The 19,528-nt window shown below is 62.3% G+C and carries 16 protein-coding genes; 11 read left to right on the top strand and 5 right to left on the bottom strand.

The genetic code is table 11. From position 1 onward, the window contains the following. Positions 1 to 19: 19 nt before the first annotated feature. The 7 genes from ABIE35_RS16345 (at position 20) to ABIE35_RS16315 (ending at position 10,156) form a co-directional block, all read left to right on the top strand. A complete protein-coding gene (locus tag ABIE35_RS16345) occupies positions 20 to 3,418 on the top strand; it encodes a DEAD/DEAH box helicase family protein (protein ID WP_354516517.1) in 3,399 nt (1,132 codons plus the stop codon). Between the two features lie 2 nt (positions 3,419 to 3,420). Next, on the top strand, positions 3,421 to 4,374 hold the full coding sequence (locus ABIE35_RS16340; RefSeq protein ID WP_354516516.1) for a GIY-YIG nuclease family protein: 954 nt from the start codon (positions 3,421 to 3,423) through the stop codon (positions 4,372 to 4,374). A gap of 81 nt (positions 4,375 to 4,455) precedes the next feature. Then, positions 4,456 to 5,175, top strand: a complete 720-nt coding sequence (locus ABIE35_RS16335; protein WP_280624253.1) for a FadR/GntR family transcriptional regulator — start codon at positions 4,456 to 4,458, stop codon at positions 5,173 to 5,175. A gap of 17 nt (positions 5,176 to 5,192) precedes the next feature. Next, entirely contained in the window at positions 5,193 to 6,200 is a 1,008-nt protein-coding gene (locus tag ABIE35_RS16330) for an asparaginase (RefSeq protein WP_354516583.1), read from the top strand. Positions 6,201 to 6,213: 13 nt separating this feature from the next. Next, positions 6,214 to 7,629: an aspartate ammonia-lyase gene (gene aspA, locus ABIE35_RS16325; protein WP_354516514.1), complete on the top strand. Its 1,416-nt coding sequence runs from the start codon at positions 6,214 to 6,216 to the stop codon at positions 7,627 to 7,629. 138 nt (positions 7,630 to 7,767) lie between these two features. After that, entirely contained in the window at positions 7,768 to 9,276 is a 1,509-nt protein-coding gene (locus tag ABIE35_RS16320) for an amino acid permease (protein WP_207595261.1), read from the top strand. A gap of 208 nt (positions 9,277 to 9,484) precedes the next feature. Then, on the top strand, positions 9,485 to 10,156 hold the full coding sequence (locus tag ABIE35_RS16315) for a FadR/GntR family transcriptional regulator (protein WP_354516512.1): 672 nt from the start codon (positions 9,485 to 9,487) through the stop codon (positions 10,154 to 10,156). Here ABIE35_RS16315 and ABIE35_RS16310 read toward each other — a convergent pair. The 5 genes from ABIE35_RS16310 to ABIE35_RS16290 are packed head-to-tail and all read right to left on the bottom strand — an operon-like array spanning position 10,153 to position 14,875. Beyond that, positions 10,153 to 11,022, bottom strand: a complete 870-nt coding sequence (locus ABIE35_RS16310) for an amidohydrolase family protein (protein WP_354516509.1) — start codon at positions 11,020 to 11,022, stop codon at positions 10,153 to 10,155. The genes ABIE35_RS16315 and ABIE35_RS16310 overlap by 4 nt on opposite strands. Then, on the bottom strand, positions 11,019 to 11,963 hold the full coding sequence (locus ABIE35_RS16305) for an aldo/keto reductase (RefSeq protein ID WP_354516507.1): 945 nt from the start codon (positions 11,961 to 11,963) through the stop codon (positions 11,019 to 11,021). The genes ABIE35_RS16310 and ABIE35_RS16305 overlap by 4 nt, the downstream gene beginning before the upstream one ends. Then, positions 11,960 to 12,274: an L-rhamnose mutarotase gene (locus ABIE35_RS16300; protein WP_354516505.1), complete on the bottom strand. Its 315-nt coding sequence runs from the start codon at positions 12,272 to 12,274 to the stop codon at positions 11,960 to 11,962. The genes ABIE35_RS16305 and ABIE35_RS16300 overlap by 4 nt, the downstream gene beginning before the upstream one ends. After that, the gene (locus ABIE35_RS16295) at positions 12,267 to 13,574 is read right to left on the bottom strand and encodes an alpha-L-fucosidase (protein ID WP_354516503.1); all 1,308 of its coding nucleotides are present in this window, start codon (positions 13,572 to 13,574) and stop codon (positions 12,267 to 12,269) included. Before ABIE35_RS16295 ends, ABIE35_RS16300 begins: the two co-directional genes overlap by 8 nt. Then, positions 13,571 to 14,875: an L-fuconate dehydratase gene (locus ABIE35_RS16290; RefSeq protein WP_354516501.1), complete on the bottom strand. Its 1,305-nt coding sequence runs from the start codon at positions 14,873 to 14,875 to the stop codon at positions 13,571 to 13,573. The genes ABIE35_RS16295 and ABIE35_RS16290 overlap by 4 nt, the downstream gene beginning before the upstream one ends. 131 nt (positions 14,876 to 15,006) lie before the next feature. Here ABIE35_RS16290 and ABIE35_RS16285 point away from each other — a divergent pair, with 131 nt between their 5' ends. The 4 genes from ABIE35_RS16285 (at position 15,007) to ABIE35_RS16270 (ending at position 19,494) form a co-directional block, all read left to right on the top strand. After that, positions 15,007 to 15,933 carry a fumarylacetoacetate hydrolase family protein gene (locus ABIE35_RS16285; RefSeq protein WP_354516499.1) on the top strand — a complete coding sequence of 309 codons (927 nt, stop codon included), beginning with the start codon at positions 15,007 to 15,009 and terminating at the stop codon, positions 15,931 to 15,933. Further along, a complete protein-coding gene (locus ABIE35_RS16280; protein ID WP_354516497.1) occupies positions 15,933 to 16,703 on the top strand; it encodes an SDR family NAD(P)-dependent oxidoreductase in 771 nt (256 codons plus the stop codon). The genes ABIE35_RS16285 and ABIE35_RS16280 overlap by 1 nt, the downstream gene beginning before the upstream one ends. A 107-nt stretch (positions 16,704 to 16,810) precedes the next feature. Continuing rightward, positions 16,811 to 18,136: an ATP-binding protein gene (locus tag ABIE35_RS16275; protein ID WP_354516495.1), complete on the top strand. Its 1,326-nt coding sequence runs from the start codon at positions 16,811 to 16,813 to the stop codon at positions 18,134 to 18,136. A gap of 113 nt (positions 18,137 to 18,249) precedes the next feature. Next, positions 18,250 to 19,494, top strand: a complete 1,245-nt coding sequence (locus ABIE35_RS16270) for a low temperature requirement protein A (protein WP_354516493.1) — start codon at positions 18,250 to 18,252, stop codon at positions 19,492 to 19,494. Positions 19,495 to 19,528 lie beyond the last annotated feature (34 nt).

Below are 19,528 nucleotides of genomic sequence, written 5' to 3'. Positions count from 1 at the left end.
ACGGATCGGAGACGGCTGCATGGGGGCAGTTACCAGCAACTTTGGGTTCATGCTGGGCGAGTGGCCCGAGTTGGCCCAACAAGCACGCAGGGCAGAGCAATTCGCCCGGGTCGATCCCCGCGCTTCCGTGTTCTATGCCCGCTACACCATTGAACGCATTGTTGAGTGGCTTTATCAGGTAGAGCCGGGGTTGGTGACCCCCTACAAGGATGACCTCAACGCCCTACTGAACGAGCCCACCTTCAAGAACCTTGTGGGCGGCCCCATTGCCAACAAGCTCACCATCATTCGCAAAGCCGGCAACAATGCGGTTCACAACTCCGTCGGCCCCACCGCTCAAGACGCCGAACTGGTGCTTCGCGAACTGCACCACGTTTGCTATTGGCTGGCGAGGAACTACGCCAAAACGGGTAGCCAGCTGCCGCCGTCGTTGGTTTTCGATGCCGCGGTCCTGGCTCCGAAGCCGAAGACGCCGGTCCAGCAGCAATCGCCCGAAGGACTCCAAGCACTCGAGAACCAGCTCAAAGCGAAAAATGAGGCCCTTGCACAGGCAGCTGCCGACTCGGCGGACCTCAAGGCCCAGCTGGAGATTCTGCAAGCCGAAGTCGCCGAGGCCAAAAAACAGAATCAGACCGTCCCCGACCACCACGACTATGACGAGGCCCTGACCCGCAGGCACCTCATCGATCTTGAGCTGAACGAGGCCGGCTGGCCGCTCAGCAACACAGAAGACCGTGAGTTCAAGGTCGACACCATGCCCACGGCAAGCGGCACGCTCAGCGGCGTCGGCTACGTGGACTACGTGTTGTGGGGCGCTGACGGGCTGCCTCTCGCTGTGGTCGAAGCGAAGCGGACCACCAAGGATCCCCATGTAGGGAAGCAACAAGCCAAGCTGTACGCCGACTGCCTGGAACGTCGATACGGCCGGCGCCCCATCATCTACTACACCTCCGGTTACGAGACGTGGATTTGGGACGACGCCATGTACCCCGAGCGGGCGGTGCAGGGTTTCCACACGCGGGATCAACTGCAACTGCTCGTCAACCGCAGGCAAAGCCGAAAGCCGTTGGCTGAACAGGCAATCGACAACTCAATCGTCGAACGTCCCTACCAGCACAATGCCATTCGGGCCGTCACGGAAGCCTTCGAGAAGGACTTCGAACGCAAGGCGCTTGTAGTCATGGCGACCGGCACGGGCAAGACGCGCACCGTCGTCGCACTCGCCAAGCTCCTGCAGGAGGCCAACTGGGCCAAGCGGGTTTTGTTCCTGGCGGACCGCGTTGCGTTGGTCAAGCAGGCGGCCAATGCGTTCAAGGCCCACCTGCCAGGTTCCAGCCCCGTCGTTTTGGGATCTGGCGAAGAATCGGATAGCCGCATCCACGTGGCTACCTACCCGACCATGATGAACCTCATCAACATAACCGAAGGAAAGCTGGGCCAACGGACCTTTGGCATTGGCCACTACGACCTCATCATCGTCGACGAAGCCCACCGCTCGATCTACCAAAAGTACAGGGCCATCTTCCAGTACTTTGATTCACTACTCATCGGGCTGACAGCCACGCCACAGTCAGAAGTGGACCGCAACACCTACAGCCTGTTCGGCATCGAAGACAACGTTCCCACGTTCGCCTATGAGCTCGGCGAGGCCATCGAGGCCGGATACTTAGTGCCGCCCCGAGTTGTGCCGGTTCCGCTGAAGTTTCCCGACCAAGGCATCTCGTACGAGGACCTTTCTGAAGCTGCCAAAGAAGAGTGGGACGAGCTCGAGTGGGATGAAGACGGCGAAATCCCGGATTCGGTGGATGCCACCGCGATCAACACCTGGCTCTTCAACGCAGACACAGTGGATAAGGCGCTGGAAGTCCTCATGACGCGTGGCCACAAGGTTGCCGGCGGGGACCGACTGGGTAAAACCATCATCTTCGCGAAGAACAACCGGCATGCCGAGTACATTGCCGAGCGTTTTGACAAGAACTACCCCGCCTACAAAGGCCAGTTCGCCCGTGTTATCACCTATCAGGTGAACTACGCCCAGAACCTCATCGACCAATTCTCGTCCACCGGGAGCGACCCCCACATCGCCATCTCGGTAGACATGCTGGACACCGGCATCGATGTGCCGGACGTCGTCAACCTTGTCTTCTTCAAGATGGTCAGGTCCAAGACCAAATTCTGGCAGATGGTAGGCCGCGGCACCCGCCTGCGCCCCGAACTGTATGGCCCTGGTGAGGATAAGAAGGACTTCTTCATCTTCGACCTCTGCCGCAATGCCGAATTTTTCAATGCGGGCATGCCCAGCAATGAAGGGTCCTTGGGAAGGTCACTCGCGGAGACCACTTTTGCGGCGCGCGTGCAGCTCCTGCAGACGTTCACCGACCTCCAATGGGATCCTCAAGCGCCTGTGGTTGTCGACCTTCGGCAAACACTGAAGCACACAGTTGACCGGCTTCCGCTCGACAACTTCCTCGTCAAGCCGGCCCGCAAATGGGTGGACCGGTTCGCCGAGGAAGCAACATGGACATCTTTGGCCGCGGAAGACTACCAAGCTTTGCAAACCGAGATCGCCAGGCTCGCGTCCATCGGTGCGCCCACTGACACGGAAGAGGCCAAGCGCTTCGACTACCTCATGCTCCAAACAGAGTTGGCGTTGCTGCAAGGATCGGCGGTCGGGCCGTTCCGGATAAAGATCCAAACAATCGCCTCCGCCCTGCAGGACCAGCAGAGCATCCCAGCCATCGCCGCGCAATTGTCGTTGCTGGAAATCATCCTCCACGACGACGAATGGGAATCCGTTTCGCTGGAATGGCTGGAAGAAATCCGACGCCGGCTCCGTGGATTGGTCCATCTCATCGAGAAGCGGAAACGCAAGGTGGTCTACACAAACTTCCAAGACGAGCTCGGCGTGCTTGAAGAAGTCGAACTGGCGGGGGCAACAAATGGCTTCGTGGACCTCCCTCGTTACAAAGAGAAAATGCGTTCGTACTTGGCGCAGTATGAGGAGCACGCAACCATCCAACGGCTCCGGCGTAACAAGCAACTCACGGCCTTGGACCTCGCCGAGCTTGAACGTATCCTCCTCGAAAGCGGGCTGGGTTCGCTGGAAGATTTGAATCGTGCCGCCAATGATGGGCTCGGTCTCTTTGTCCGTTCCTTGATTGGTTTGGACCGCGAAGCCGTCGAGGAAGCGTTGTCAGAGTTTGTGGCTGGTACTACGCTCACTGCCCAGCAGCTCAACTTCCTCAAAGTTCTGACCAATCACCTGATGGAAAATGGAAAGGTCAGCCCAAAAGCGTTGTTCAAGTCCCCATACAACGAGCTGGCGCCGTCCGGCCCGGATGCGCTGTTCGGTGATGACAAGATCGGGCAGTTGATCAGCATCCTCCGTTCCATAGAGAACCACGCGAAGGTGGGCTGAGCATGGAGCTGGCACTGGATTTCACAAGCTCAGGAGGTGCACCGGCCGTTTCTGCATTCCAACCGAACACGATCCTCTCACTCACACTTGCCCACGTCTTGGCCGGTGTCGGTGCTGAGCAGGAACAGCCGGTTTCTCTCAGAGATGTCCACGTAATACGTCATTCTTTCAGGCCCAATGACGAGACGGCGCTTTGTGGGCCGGAGGACCTGACGCTGGACAAAGTGCTCAGGTACACCCGCGAACAGGACATCTCTCCCCGTCGTTTTCCGGCCGACCCTCCCCGTTTCTGGGTCATCTTCATAGCGGACGGGAAAAACCGCTCAAGGCTTTGGGGAACTTTCAAAAACCACGGGGAGGTCATTGGGGAGCGCACGGCGTCATGCCGATACTTCGAGCTCACGGTGAGTGACTTCCTGTCTCCGCTCCGAGACCGCCTCGTCATCGACTGGGACAATCCACGCAGTTGGCACCGCGGCGGCAGTTCGGCCAGCACTGCCCGAATGCAGGTGGTGGAGATAGCAGACCGTGACAAAGTTCCTTTCCCAGGCTTTGACGGCGTCCTGCTGAGTTACCACCTCCTGCAGGAAATGGTGGAGGACCGGCGCTATGCGGACTGGCAGGCCGCGCTTTCTGAAGTTCAGGGCATCTACCTGATCACTGATTCGAGCAACGGCAAACAGTACGTCGGCAAGGCTGATGGTTCAGAGAGAATTTTAGGTCGTTGGCAGACATATGCCCGTGACGGCCACGGTGGCAATGTGGCACTCAGGGAACTCGCCTTCGATAGTGTCGGCGCTGGGAATCAGAGTGTGCGAACGGACCATGCACGTCATTTTGTTTTCAGTCTTCTCCGGGTCTTCGGACCGAGCACTCCCTCATTCGAGGTAAATGCTGCGGAATCCCACTACAAAGCTGCCCTTATGACCCGGAAATTCGGCCTCAACAGGAACTAGCACCGCTGCACGTGACCGCCAAACCGTGAAGCGGTTCTTTCAGCGTTGACAGCCCCTTGTGACCCGTGCCATATTCAAAGCGTGAACCTGTCAGACAGCCGGACAGCCGGACAGCAAGAGCCCCAGGGCGGGCATATGCCCATTTCCCGCATCTCCGCAGCTGAAGCGGTCTTCGCGGCGCTGAGGCGTGCGATCGAGGGCGGCCAGTTCGATATCGGCACCAAGCTGAGCTCGGAAGCGACCCTGGCGGGCCAGTACGGCGTCAGCCGCTCCGTTATCCGGGAAGCGCTGCGATCCTGCAACACCCTGGGCCTCACCGTGACCAAAACGGGCAAGGGCACGTTCATTGTGGCCAACAAGGTCGCTAATGACCTTACCTTGGGTCAGTACAGTGCGCGTGATCTCAACGAAGCACGCCCGCACATCGAGATCCCGGCGGCCGGGCTCGCCGCACAAAGAAGGACGGACGAGGAACTTGAGCACCTCAAGGAGATCGTCCAGGAAATGCTCAGCGAGAACGACCCCGAAGCCTGGGTAAACCTGGACGCGAGCTTCCACTCTGCAGTGGCCCGCGCCAGCGGAAACAGGGTCTTCGCCAGCGTTGTCTCTGATATCCGCGAGGCTTTGGCCCACCAGTCGGAAACCCTCAACCTCGTCGCCGACCGGCAACACCGCTCGGACGAGGAACACGTCGCCGTCCTTAATGCGATCGAAGCCGGAGACTCCGAAGCCGCGAGCAAAGCGATGGCCGCCCACCTGCAAGCCGTCAGCGTGGCACTGGACACGATCCTCAGCAAATGAATATCCCTAAGGACACCATGCCCGCCCCCGCAGCACCGGCCCACCAAACCGCGGCACAAAACCTCAAAGCGCCGCACCACGTTCCCCTCGTCGAGGTAACCCGCGACGGCCTGGTGGAGAGCATCCACTACGGCTCGCTGGTCGCGCTCCACAAAAACGGCACCACCTCCGTAGAAGCCGGCGAACCGGACGCGCCGATGTACCCCCGTTCAAGCCTGAAGCCACTGCAGGCCGTAGCGCTGCTCAAGGCCGGTTTGGACATCCCCCAAAACCTCCTGGCGCTCACCGCTGCAAGCCACTCCGGTGCACAGATGCACCGCGATGGCGCCGCTGAAATCCTGAAGCTGCACGGTCTGACCGAGGCGGCACTGGCCAACAGCACGGACCTGCCGTACGGCGTCCAGGAGCGTGACGAATGGCTCCGCGCCGGCAACGGTCCCACCCAGATCGCACAGAACTGTTCCGGCAAGCACGCTTCCATGGCCGCCGTCTGCGTCATCAACGGCTGGCCTGTGGAGGGGTACTTGCACCCCGGGCACCCCTTGCAGGTCCTGGTCCGCGACACCATCACGGACCTCACCGGCGAGGAAGCAGCAGCTGTCAGCACCGACGGCTGCGGGACCCCGCTCTTTGCACATTCCTTGCACGGCATGGCCCGCGCGTATGGCCGCCTCGCCGCCGCCGACGAAAGCACTGGCGAAGGCAAAGTCGCCCACGCCATGCGCCGCTTCCCTGAAATGGTGGCCGGCGAAGGCCGCGACGTCACCGCCCTTATGCGGGCCGTACCTGGGCTTCTGGCGAAGGACGGCTTTGAGGGCCTCCAGTTGGTGGGCCTCCCGGACGGCACTGGTGTGGCCGTCAAGATTTCCGACGGCGGCGATCGCGCCCGCATGCCAGTCACCGTTGAGGTTCTTCGCCGGTTGGGCGTCGACGGCGGCAGCTTGGACACGCTTCAGAGCCCACCCGTGCTGGGCGGCGGCCTTCCGGTCGGCGAGCTCCGCGCGGCCCACATTTTCAGTAACTAAACCAAGGACAGCTATGACCACCGTCGATCAGGCGATCCCCCTCCGTTCCGAACACGACCTTTTGGGCGACCGTGATGTACCCGCGGACGCCTACTGGGGCGTCCACACCCTCCGTGCCATGGAGAACTTCCCCATCACAGGGCAGCCCCTCTCCACCAACAAGCACCTGGTCCGCGGCCTGGCCGCAGTGAAGCAGGCTGCGGCCCGCACCAACCAGGAGCTTGGCCTCCTGGACGCCGAGAAGGCGGATGCCATTGTGCAGGCCTGCCAGGACATCATGGACGGCATGCTCCACGAGCAGTTCATGGTGGACGTGATCCAGGGCGGCGCCGGCACCAGCTCCAACATGAACGCCAACGAGGTCATCGCCAACCGTGCACTGGAAATCCTGGGCCACCCCAAGGGCGACTACTCCAAGCTGCACCCGAACGACCACGTGAACCTGAGCCAGTCCACCAACGACGTCTACCCGACGGCGGTCAACCTGGCCACGATCTTCTCAGTCAAGGAACTCCTGGAAGCCCTCGAAGAACTCGAGCTGGCCTTCGCTGAGAAGGGCCGCGAGTTCCGGACTGTCGTCAAGATGGGACGCACCCAGCTGCAGGACGCTGTTCCCATGACCCTCGGACAGGAGTTCGGCGGCTACGCCGTAACCATCGGCGAGGACCGGGCCCGGCTGGACGAGTCCCACATGCTGATCCACGAGATCAACCTTGGCGCCACAGCCATCGGCACGGGGTTGAATGCCCCGGCGGGCTATGCCGAGGCTGCCTGCCGCCACCTGGGCGAAATCACCGGCCTCCCCCTCCTCACAGCTGCAGACCTCATTGAGGCCACGCAGGATGTGGGCGCGTTTGTTCACCTGTCCGGTGTGCTGAAGCGCGTGGCAGTAAAACTTTCCAAGATTTGTAACGACCTCCGCCTGCTGTCTTCCGGACCGCGTGCGGGATTGGGCGAGATCAACCTTCCGGCCGTGCAGTCCGGTTCGTCGATCATGCCCGGCAAGATCAATCCGGTGATCCCGGAAGTGGTCAGCCAAGTGGCATACGAAGTCATCGGCAACGATGTCACCGTCACCATGGCCGCGGAGGCCGGCCAGCTTCAGCTGAACGCCTTCGAACCGATCATTGTGCACAGCCTGCACAAGAGCATCTCCCACCTGGAAGCAGCGTGCCGCACCCTTACGGCGCGCTGTGTCCGGGGCATCACTGCAAACACCGAACGGCTACGGCTTACCGTGGAGCAGTCGATCGGTCTCGTCACGGCATTGAACCCCCATATCGGTTACGCCTCCGCCACCGCTATCGCCCAGGAAGCGCTGGCAACGGGCAAGGGCGTTGCGGAACTCGTGCTGGAGCACGGTCTTCTGACCGCCACCCAGCTGGAGGAACTGCTGAGCCCCGAGCGTCTGGCAAATCTCAGCAAATAGGCCGAAACTGGCCTGTAATCCCTCCAACCAGCCGTCCCGCCCCATGAGGCATACCCCCACGAGGCTTTGTTCTGCGTGCCCGGATCCCCAACCGGACGCGCCCAGGACACCCCCAACAGGACACCCCTAAGGATTCCAATGACCAATCCCATCACGGACCACACGGTCCCGGCCCAAGCGCACGCCAGCGAGAAAGCCCTCCACAAGGAGGACTCCGGCTACCACAAGGACCTCAAGCCCCGCCAGATCCAGATGATCGCGATCGGTGGCGCAATCGGCACCGGACTGTTCCTGGGCGCCGGCGGCCGACTCAACGCAGCTGGTCCCTCCCTCGTCATCGCGTACGCAATCTGCGGCTTCTTCGCTTTCCTGATCCTCCGCGCACTCGGTGAACTGGTTCTGCACCGCCCGTCGTCGGGTTCCTTCGTTTCCTACGCCCGTGAGTTCTACGGCGAGAAGGCAGCCTTCGTTTCGGGCTGGTTCTACTGGATCAACTGGGCCACCACCACCATCGTGGACATCACCGCAGCGGCCCTCTACATGGAGTTCTTCGGCAAGTACGTCGCCTGGATAGGCGCCGTTCCACAGTGGGCGTGGGCGCTTATTGCACTGGTGGTAGTGCTTGGCCTGAACCTGGTCTCCGTGAAGGTCTTCGGTGAGATGGAGTTCTGGTTCGCACTGATCAAGGTGGCAGCGCTGGTGGCGTTCCTCCTGGTGGGCACCTACTTCGTCATCTTCGGCACCCCGGTGGAGGGCCAGGAAGTCGGCTTCAGCCTCATCGCAGACAACGGCGGAGTCTTCCCCAACGGCGTGCTCCCCATGATCATCCTGATGCAGGGTGTGCTGTTCGCTTACGCATCGATTGAACTCATTGGCACTGCAGCCGGCGAAACTGCCAACCCGGAAAAGATCATGCCCAAGGCCATCAACTCCGTGGTCATCCGCATCGCCCTCTTCTACGTTGGCTCCGTGATCCTGCTGGCACTGCTGCTCCCGTACACCTCCTACGAGAAGGGCGTAAGCCCGTTCGTGACGTTCTTCGGTTCCATCGGCGTGGAGGGCGTGGACGTCATCATGAACCTTGTGGTTCTCACCGCAGCACTGTCTTCGTTGAACGCCGGGCTCTACTCCACAGGCCGCATTCTCCGCTCCATGTCGGTGGCCGGCTCTGCCCCGAAGTTCGCCCAGCGCATGAACAAGGCCGGCGTCCCCTACGGTGGCATCGCCATCACGGCCGGCGTTTCCCTCCTCGGTGTTCCCCTGAACTACCTGGTTCCGGCCGACGCTTTCGAGATCGTCCTGAACGTCGCATCCGTGGGCATCATCGTCACCTGGGCCACCATCGTCCTGTGCCAGATGCAGCTCAAGCGCTGGGCCGACAAGGGATGGCTCAAGCGCCCGTCCTTCCGGATGTTTGGCGCCCCTTACACCGGCTGGTTGTCCCTGATCTTCCTGGCGGCCGTGCTGATCATGGTGTTCATCGAGTCCCCGTTGACCATGCTGGTCACCGCGATTGCCTGCGGACTCATGGTCTGGGGCTGGTTCCTGTGCCGCAAGCAAATTCATGAGCTTGCTGCCACCCGCGACGGCTACACCGGCAGCGCGCCGGTCATCGCCAACCGCCCCCTGCCCGGCGGCGACAAGTAACTGCGATAAGAACCAACCGCTAAATCACGACGGCGGCACCACCGGTTCCGTAACGATCGGAACCCGGGTGCCGCCGTCGTGCGTTAACGCCCCCAGCTGGGTAACAGCAACTGTTCCAATTACCGCGCAGTAGAACATGTGCTGTTGCCTAGGTGAGTGGGGACGCGGCGGAGGCAGACATCGGATCATTCGTAGCTACTATTGGTCCATGGCTGTCACAGACGAGGCGATCAGCAAGATCAAAGACATGCTGATCCGCGGGGAACTCAAGGCCGGCGATCGACTTCCGCCGGAAAAGGAACTGAGCGAGCGGCTTGGCCTCTCCAGAAGTTCCCTTCGCGAGGCGGTAAAAGCCCTCGAACTGATCCGCGTGCTGGACGTCCGCCGTGGTGACGGAACGTATGTGACCAGCCTCGACGCCAAACTCCTCAACGAAGCCGTGGCGTTCGTGGTGGACCTGCATCAGGACAGGTCAATCCTGGAACTCTTCGAGGTCAGACGAATCCTGGAACCGGCCACCGCGCACTTGGCAGCGGGCAAAATGACGCCCGACCAATTGCTGGCCCTCCGGAGCACCATGAACGGCATCGACGAGAACACCGACGTCGAGGAACTGGTGGCCCATGACCTCGAATTCCACAGCATCATCACCGAAGCCGCGGGAAACGACTACCTCGGCAGTCTCTTGGAGGCCCTGTCCAGCAGCACAGTCCGGGCACGGATCTGGCGCGGCCTGACACAGGAGAAAGCTGTAGCCCACACCTTGGCCGAGCACTGGGCGATCGCGGACGCGCTGGAACGCGGGGACGCTGAACTGGTGCGGGCCCTGGTTACTGTGCACATCAGCGGCGTGGAGAACTGGCTGCGGCAGGCGCTCTAACCTTCGGCGATAGGGGTCACTGCCAAGCCGTAGGTCCGGATCGCGGTCTCTTCGAGCACGGCGTCCTGTTCGGACGGGCTCAGTGATGACACCAGTTCCAACAACACATCCAGCGTCCTGCCATAGGGTGCCCCGAGGGTACTGACCGGCCAGTCGCCGCCGATCATCATGCGCTCTGGCCCGAAGGCCTCCACAGCTGATTCGAACAGCGGCCGCAGTATCTCCGGCGCATACTCAACGCCGGGCAGGTGGAGTCCGGAGAGTTTGGCCACGGCATTGGGCTCCCGGCCCAGGGCACGGAAATCGGCGCGCCACAGCTTCATAAGATCAGGATCGGCCAACGGCGGCTTGCCCAGATGATCCAGCACAACGGTAAGTTCCGGCATTTCGCGGGCTAACCGCACCGCAGAACCCAGATGCCGCGGAAACGCGTCCGGAACATCAAAGGTGAGACCATGCTGAGCCACCAACGCGAGGGAATCCCGAACAGCCGGAAGGTCCAGGAAGTCACGTCTCGGATCATCGTGGATCAGGTGCCGTACACCCCTGAAAACCGGATGAGCCGTGAAGCGGTGCAACTGCTCAGCCGCTTCCGCCGGCGCGTCCAGCCGAATCCACCCCACCACTCCAAACACCCAAGGATTCCGGTCGGCAACGGCCAGCATGTTCTCCGTATCGGCAACGGAATCGTCGGCCTGCACCAGCACGGCTCCCCTGACTCCGGCAGCGTCCAACGTCTCGCGGGCCTCATCTTCGCCAAAACTGCGGAAGAGAGCACCATGCTGCGGACCAAGCCACGAATAGTGCTGCACACCACCGGTAACGAAGGTGTCCAGGGTCCACACATGCAGGTGCGAATCAATCACCGCCCCACACCCTCCAAAGCCTCCCACAGCTCTTCGGGCACTGGCGTCTGCATCCGTGCCGCATTCGTGGCCACCTGTTCAGGAGACGTTGCCCCGGCTGTCACATTCACCACGGCCGGATGCCGCAGCGGGAACTGGAGGGCCGCCGTCGGAAGTTCCACGCCATACCCGCGGCAAACGGCCGCGAGCGCCCGCGCACGTTCCAGGACGTCAGGCGGCGCCTGATCGTAGTTGTAGTGCGCATTGTCCGGAACTTCGGCTTGGGCCAGGAGCCCGGAGTTGTAAGCGCCAACACTGACGACGCCGGTGCGGCGCTCCACACAGCGGTCAAGCAGCGGAACGCCGGGCTGCTCAAGCAAGGTGTATCGGCCGGCGAGCATTACGAGATCGAGATCGGCCGCTTCGACACATTCCAAGGCTGCCTCGGCTGAATTGATACCCACACCGATTGCCCGGACCACCCCCTCGGAGCGCAGCTTCTCGAGAGCCGGGAGGCCTTGGGAGATTCCGGCCGCAAGATCGTGGACATCGGGATCGTGGAGATAGGCAATGTCCACATGGTCCAGGCCAAGCCGTTCCAGCGAGTCCTCGATGCTGCGCCGGATTCCCTTCTCGGAGAAGTCCCACACACGACGTGTAGTAGCGGGAACATCGAACCCTTCAGGGTCCTGCCCGCCGTCGGAGCTCGGTTCCAGCAGCCGGCCCACCTTGGTAGAGATGACAAATTCGTCACGTGGTTTGTCCCGAAGGACCGCGCCCAGCCGCTGTTCGGAGAGGCCAAGCCCGTAGTGCGGGGCGGTATCGAAGTAGCGGATACCGGCGTCCCAAGCGGCCAGAACGGTGGCGAGCGCTTCCCCGTCCGGAATGGCGCGGTACAGGTTCCCGATGCCCGCACCGCCGAAGCCAAGCTTGCCCGCTTTTCCGAGGTCAAGAGAGTTCATGGCAGTTCCCATACCTTCTGGATACCCTCATCCTCCCCCGAATAATCATCCTGTACCGCTAAAAGTTCAGCCATCCGTGCCTGCCACGGAACGTTGTCGGGGTGATCGGCGAGCGCGTGCCGCATGGCTTGGTAGTTTTCGACGTCCACCACGTGAAAGAGATCGAGGCCGCTGCGCCAGATCCGCCAGTTCTTAACCCCGGCCTCCTTGAGAGCCGCCACCAGTTCGGGCGGGATGTGCGCGTGGGCGTCGGCGTATCTATCCTCGGTTCCCGGCTTGAGCCGGGTGTGGAGGGCGATGGTCTCAGCCATGGACGGACTCTTTCGGGAGGGCTGACGGTTTCAGGAAAAGTTCCAGCACCGGCACCGCCACATCGGGTTTTTGAACGGGCAGCTTGATGGTGAGCGTTCCGGGTGGCTGGCCGCCCGGAGTCATGTTCATGGCTTGCTGGGCGGGGTCCAGTTCCCGCAGGAACACCTCCGAGGCGTCGTTCAGCAACTGGGCGTATTCCACTTTGCCGGCGAGGTCCGGCAGGTGGATGTACTCGAAGGGCCACGCGAAGAGATGGACGTACAGCCTGTCTTCACGCTGCGTGTAGCGGGCATCCGTCGGCGCGGGAAAGGACGAAGCTCCGGCCCCGTAGATGGCGCGCGAGTGCAGCTTCATCCATTCGCCAATGCCCTCCAGCGAATCCAGCGCCCGCGGATCCAGGCTGCCCCTTCCTGTGGGGCCCACGTTGAGCAACAGGTTGCCGCCCTTGGACACGCCATCCACCAGCATGCGGATGAGCAGGTCAACGGGCTTGTAATTCAGGTTGTCCCTGTCATAGCCCCAGCTGCCATTCAACGTCTGGCAGGCCTCCCAGGTGACCGGTTCGCCGTCGACCATCATGGGGCCAGCTGGCTGGTACTGCTCCGGTGTGACCAGGTCTCCCGGGATTTCCAGCCGGTCGTTGACCACAATGGCTGGCTGCAGCTCCCGAACCATGGCGAGCAAGGCATCTGAGTCCCAGTCTTTCCGGCCTTTGCCGCCCCAGTATTCCTCTTGGTGTCCGCCTGTGTAGGAGAAGTCGAAGAAGAGGTAGTCGATGGTGCCGTAGTTGGTGAGGAGCTCACGCACCTGGCCGTGCAGGTACTGGCGGTATCGGTCCATGTCGCGCCCGGCGTTCAAGCTTTCGACGTCGGCCGCGTTGCGTTGGGGATGTACCCCGTCCACAGTGAAATCGGGGTGGTGCCAGTCGATGAGTGAGTGGTAGAAACCGACCTTCAATCCCTCGGCCCGGAGCGCTTCCACATAAGGACCGATCAAGTCGCGGCCAGCGGGGGTGTTGGTGGCTTTGTAGTCCGTCAGTGCGGAGTCCCACAGGCAGAAGCCGTCGTGGTGCTTGGTGGTGAGGACCACGTACTTCATCCCGGCGTTGCGGGCAGCCCGGGCCCACTCGCTGGGATCGTAGAGGTCCGGGTCGAAGCGGCGGAAGTACTTGGAGTACTCCTCCACCGTTGTTTCCTCTTGGTTCATCACCCACTCGTGGCGTGCTGGAAGGGCATAGAGGCCCCAATGCACGAACATGCCAAAGCGTGCTTCCTCGAACCAAGGTGCGTGCTGGATCAACGGGATTCCTTCCATACGGGGCCGTTCGGAAAGCTGTACGCGGCCAGTGTTTCACGGAGCATTTCGTTTCCCGCGCCAGGGTTCGACGGCGGCCAGTAGGCGCCGCTGTGGACGTCCACGGGAGTGGTGAAGTGTTCATGGAGATGATCCACGAACTCAATGGTCCTGCCTTCCTTGGTGCCGGACACGGCAACGAAGTCCACCATGGACAGGTGCTGCACAGCCTCACACAAACCAACGCCACCGGCATGCGGACACACCCTCACGCCGAACTTGGCAGCGAGCAGGAGGATGGCGATGTTCTCGTTGACCCCTGCCACCCGGGCGGCATCGATCTGCAGGACCTGCAGTGAGCCGGCCTGCAGCATCTGCTTGAACACCACCCGGTTCTGCACATGTTCGCCTGTTGCCACGGGAATCGGGGCTACCCCGAGGGCGATGGCGGCGTGGCCCAGGATGTCGTCCGGGCTGGTGGGCTCCTCAATCCAGGCAATGTCATAAGGGGCAAGGTGGCCCATCCAGTCGATGGCTTCCTGCACATCCCATCGCTGGTTGGCATCCACGGCGATCTTGATGTGGGGACCCACGGCCTCTCGGGCAGTCCGTACACGGCGGATGTCTTCCTCCAGGGAGGCCCCCACCTTCAACTTGATCTGGGTGAAACCATTGGCAACGGCTTCCTTGGCCAGCCGCGCCAGTTTCTCGTCGCTGTACCCCAGCCAGCCCGGCGTCGTGGTGTACGCGGGGTAGCCTTCAGCACGAAGTGCCGCCTTCCGCGCTTCCCTGCCGGGTTCGGCGGCCCGAAGAATGCCCAGTGCTTCCTCCGGGGTGAGGGCGTCCGTGAGGTAGCGGAAGTCCACCAGTGCCACGAGCTCTTCCGGCGTCATTCCCGAAAGCAATTCCCAGAGCGGCAGCCCGGCACGTTTGGCTTTCAAATCCCACAGCGCATTGACCACCGCGCCTATGGCCATGTGCATGACACCCTTTTCAGGACCCAGCCAACGGAGCTGCGAATCATGGGCCAGCAACTTCCATGTGGCCCCCATGTCAGCCAGCAGATCCTCAACGCTGCGGCCAAGAACGTGTTCACGGAGCGCGTTAATCGCCGCCGTTTCCACCTCATTCCCCCGGCCGATGGTAAACACAAAGCCGTGGCCCTCGTGTCCATCCCCGGCGTCAGTGCGGATGATCAGGTATGCCGCGGAGTAGTCCGGGTCCGGATTCATGGCGTCAGAGCCATCCAGCTCAAGGGATGTTGGAAAGCGGATATCGAACGTATCCATTGCGGTGATGATGCTCATGCGGCTCCTGTAGTGATTCTTCACCGAGCCTAAACATCAGATGTCTCGCTTGTCAATGGGTCACATTTCCGTATTATGAGGGAGAACACCACACTAGAGCTCGGATGTTAGTCCCGAACACGGAGGAAGCCATGACCTTGAAATTCGCCAGGCTGGGTACGGCCGGAAACGAACAACCGGCCGTCATCGCCCAGGACGCCGACGGCACCGAGAAATACTTCAGCCTGACGCCCTTGACCCAGGATATCGACGGCGGATTTCTCGCCTCGGATGGCATCGAGCGCACCCGGGAAGCCCTGAACGGCGGGGAACTTCCCGAAATCTCCCCCGAGGGCCAGCGCATCGGTGCGCCGGTTGCCCGCCCGGGCGCAGTAGTGGCCATTGGTCTCAACTACACCGCCCATGCCGCCGAATCCGGTGCCACACCGCCCGAGGTTCCCGTAGTCTTCCTCAAGCCCACCAACACCATCGCCGGCCCGTTCGACGCCGCTCCTATCCCGCCGTCGTCGGACAAGTACGACTGGGAAGTGGAACTGGCCATCGTGATCGGCCGGGAAGCGTCATACCTTTCCTCAGTCTCGGAAGCGGAAGCATGCATCGCCGGTTTTGCCGTGGCGAACGACCTCTCCGAGCGGGCCTACCAAATTCCCGGCGCTGCGGGACAGTGGACCAAGGGCAAGTCCCTCCCCGGCTCCACGCCGCTGGGCCCGTGGCTGGTCCCGGCCTCCGAGATCGACGCAAGCAACCTGCGCCTCCAAACCTTGGTCAATGGTGAGGCCCGCCAGGATTCCAGCACGTCGGACATGATCTTTGACCCGGCCACCATCGTGCACCACCTGAGCCAATATATGGTTCTGGAGCCGGGAGATGTGATCATCACCGGGACCCCCGAGGGCGTTGCAATGTCCGGTCGCTTCCCCTTTATCCAGCCCGGCGACATCGTGGAGTTGGACATCGAAGGACTGGGACGCCAGCGCCAGGAGTACTTCAGGGCACAGACCGGTTCCGCGACTGGCGATCAGTCCAGCACAGCCGCTCCCGCCCACGTCAACGCCTGATGGCAGCCGCAGCGCCCTCGGTGAGCAACGACTTTGAGGGCCTCACGGCCCTGGTTACCGGCGGTGCGTCCGGCATCGGGGCGGCCATCGCGGACCGCCTCGCTGCCGGAGGCGCGCAGGTCGCCGTCCTGGACCTCACCCCGGAAACCAGCCCGCACTTTGGTGTCCAGTGCGATGTGGCGGATGACGCCTCGGTGCGTGCCGCCGTCGACGCCGTCGTGGAGCAATTTGGCCGGCTGGACATCGTGATCAACAACGCCGGAATCGGCGCCCAGGGCGACATTGCCGCAAACGGCGACGACGAGTGGCTGCGCGTCCTCAACGTCAACGTGGTGGGCATCGCCCGTGTCAGTCGCGCAGCCTTGCCGTACCTGCGCCAGTCACAAGCCGCGGCGATCGTCAATACCTGCTCCATCGCAGCAACCGCGGGATTGCCGCAGCGTGCGCTGTACTCGGCGTCGAAAGGTGCAGTGCTGTCCCTGACGCTCGCCATGGCAGCAGACCACGTCCGTGAGGGGATCCGCGTCAACTGCGTCAATCCCGGCACCGCTGACACTCCCTGGGTGGAACGCCTGTTGAATTCGGCTGCCGACCCCGCCGGCGAGCGCGCCGCCCTCAATGCCCGGCAGCCCCACGGCCGGCTGGTTGACGCCGCAGAGGTGGCCGGCGCCGTCGCGTACCTTGCGAGTCCGCTGTCAGGCTCGACGTCGGGAACCTCGCTGGCGGTCGACGGCGGCATGCAGGGTTTGCGGTTGCGTCCGGTTCAATAGGAGTTTCGTAACGCTACGGGCCTGCAACGTCCGGCACCGGTGGTTCGCCTATGCTCAACCTCAAGGAATCAACGGCGACTCACTTAGCAAACTCAGGAGCATTACCCATGAGCAACTGGCGTATCAGGGACTTCCACTCATCCGACCTCGATGGCATCCTCCACCTCTGGGAGTCGCTCAAGGCCGACGGCGTGGAGCCGGTGTACGCATTGTCCGAGGTCCTGGCGTCGTGCGAAAAGGACCACGCGGTGGTGGCGGTGCAGGGCGACCAAGTGGTGGGCGCCGCCGTCGGACGCGCCGCACACGACCAAGGCTGGATCGTCTTCCTGGCCACGCTCACGGAGTTCCGCGGCCGCGGCATCGGCACCTCGCTGCTGTCCGCTGTCGAGAACCGCATGGCCCCGCACGGCCTCAACAAGCTGTCTGCACTCATGCCGGAAACCGAAACCCGCGTGGAAGCCTTCCTCGGGCGAGGCTTCGTGGTCAAGAAGAACCTGCGCTATTTCGAGCGAACCATTCCTGTGCAGCGGCAGGAATTGGAGCCATTGAGCCTACTCGGTGGCCGCATCCTTGCGCGGGATCTGTGGGAGAACGTGGCCGGAATGCGCCGCGAGAAGGAACTGCTGGAACGCCGTCTGGTGCTTCCCCTGGCTGAGGCAGACCTCGCCGACGAATACGGCGTGGTGCCGCCCCGGGCTGTTGTGCTGTTCGGTCCGCCGGGTACGGGAAAGACCACTTTCGCCAAGGCCATTGCGTCGCGGCTTGAGTGGCCGTTTGTGGAGGTCTTCCCGTCGCGCCTGGCCGCTGATCCCAAGGGCCTGGCGGGCGCCCTGCGCGAGACCTTCCTGGAGATCGCAGAGCTGGAGCACGCTGTGGTCTTCATCGACGAGGTGGAGGAGATCGCATCCCAGCGTGCCGGCGATCCGCCGTCGCCATTGCAGGGCGTCACCAACGAGCTCCTCAAAATCATCCCGGCTTTCCGCGAACAACCCGGCCGCCTCTTGGTGTGCGCCACCAACTTCATCCGCGCCCTGGACACCGCCTTCCTCCGCCACGGCCGGTTCGACTACGTCATCCCCATCGGCCTCCCGGATGTCCACGCCCGCGAAGCCATGTGGCAGCGCTTCATCCCCGCCACGGTGGTGGACTCCGTGGACATCGCCCAGCTGGTGGAACGGACGGAAGGCTTCTCGCCCGCCGACATCGAGTTCGCGGCCCGCAGCGCCTCCCAGCGTGCCCTGGAAAAGGCAGTGTACGACGACGGCGCTTCTCCAGGCGGTTCAGCCGGCGCTGCGTCCGGGGCCGGGTCCAACGGGCGCAAGGGACCCGTGACGCAGGACTACCTCGACGCAATTGGTGACACCCGCACCACCGTGAGCCCCGAGGTGCATCAGGACTTCCTCGAGGACATCGACGTGCTGGGGCGGGTGTAACCCCTTCCCGCGAGACCGCCGGAACGCTGCGGGTTCGCTGGAACATTCCGGACGATCCCGACGCATTCCGGCGATCTCGGCGTGAGGGCAGGGGCAGCGGTAATCTTTGAGCCATGTCCTCGAATCCCCTTCGCCATGCGCTGTCCCGCATGGGCGGCCGTGATCCCCATGAAAAGCACCGCACAGCAACCCCGCTGGAGCTGTTCTTCGACCTGACTTTTGTTATCGCTTTCGGTGTTGCCGGGAACCAGTTTGCCCATGCTGTGGCGGAGGCGCATTTCTGGCCGGGGCTCCTGGCGTTTTCGTTTGCCATGTTCGCCGTGATCTGGGCCTGGATCAATTTCACGTGGTTCGCCAGCGCCTACGACACCGACGATTGGGTGTTCCGTGTGGTCACCATGGTCCAGATGGTGGGCGTGCTCATCCTGGCCATGGGCATCGAGCCGGTGTTCCACTCCATCATCGACGGCAAGCACGTGGACAACTTCACCATGGTGCTCGGCTACATCGTCATGCGGGTGGCCCTGATCTTCCAATGGTTGCGCGCAGCCCGCCAGGATCCGGCTCGCAGGGAAACCTGTTTGCGCTACGCGAAGTACGTGGCAATCGTCCAGATCGGCTGGGTTGTTGTGCTGTTGGTGGACGCGAGCGTCCTTACCACTTTCCTCATGGCGGCTCCCCTGTTCGTCATGGAGATGGCGGCACCGTACTTCGCGGAACGGAAGATCCGTACCCCGTGGCACGCCCATCACATCGCGGAAAGGTATGGGCTTCTGGCCATCATTGCCCTGGGCGAATGCTTGATTGGCGCCATTGAAACCCTGCGAGCCATTGTGGCCACGCACCAGTGGTCCATGGATGCAGCACTGGTTGGGCTGAGTGGCACCGGACTGGCCTTCGCCATGTGGTGGATCTACTTCATCCTGCCCTCAGGCCCGGCATTGCACGTCCAGCGGCATCGTTCGTGGGTGTTTGGCTATGGGCACATGCCGGTCTTTGCAGCAATTGCCGCTACCGGCGCGGGCTTGCACGTTGCCGCATACTTCATTGATCATGAAGCACACATTCCCGCGGCCGCTGCCGTAGCTTCCATCGCCATCCCCATCATTGTGTTCAAGGTTTCGCTCAGTACCCTGTACGGGATCATGCTTGGCATGGATCGGGAACACTTCTGGAGCACCACGCTGGTGGTTCTGGGTTTGGCTGGAAGCATAGCCTTGGCTGCCGCCGGAGCATCAGTCCCGGTGTGCATGCTGGAGATGATGCTGGTTCTGGGCTTGTCGATCGCCTACGACGAACGACGCGGCCACAAGGGCCGGGCTGCGGCACTCCGTCGCCTGGAAGCCGCAGCGGGCTAAGGAGTACCCCAGCGTTACCAAACCCCTGCGTTGC

Source organism: Paenarthrobacter sp. 4246 (genome assembly GCF_040546855.1).
GTDB lineage: Bacteria > Actinomycetota > Actinomycetes > Actinomycetales > Micrococcaceae > Arthrobacter.
Note: the sequence above shows the minus strand (reverse complement) of the source record. Positions and strands in the feature narration are given on the sequence as shown.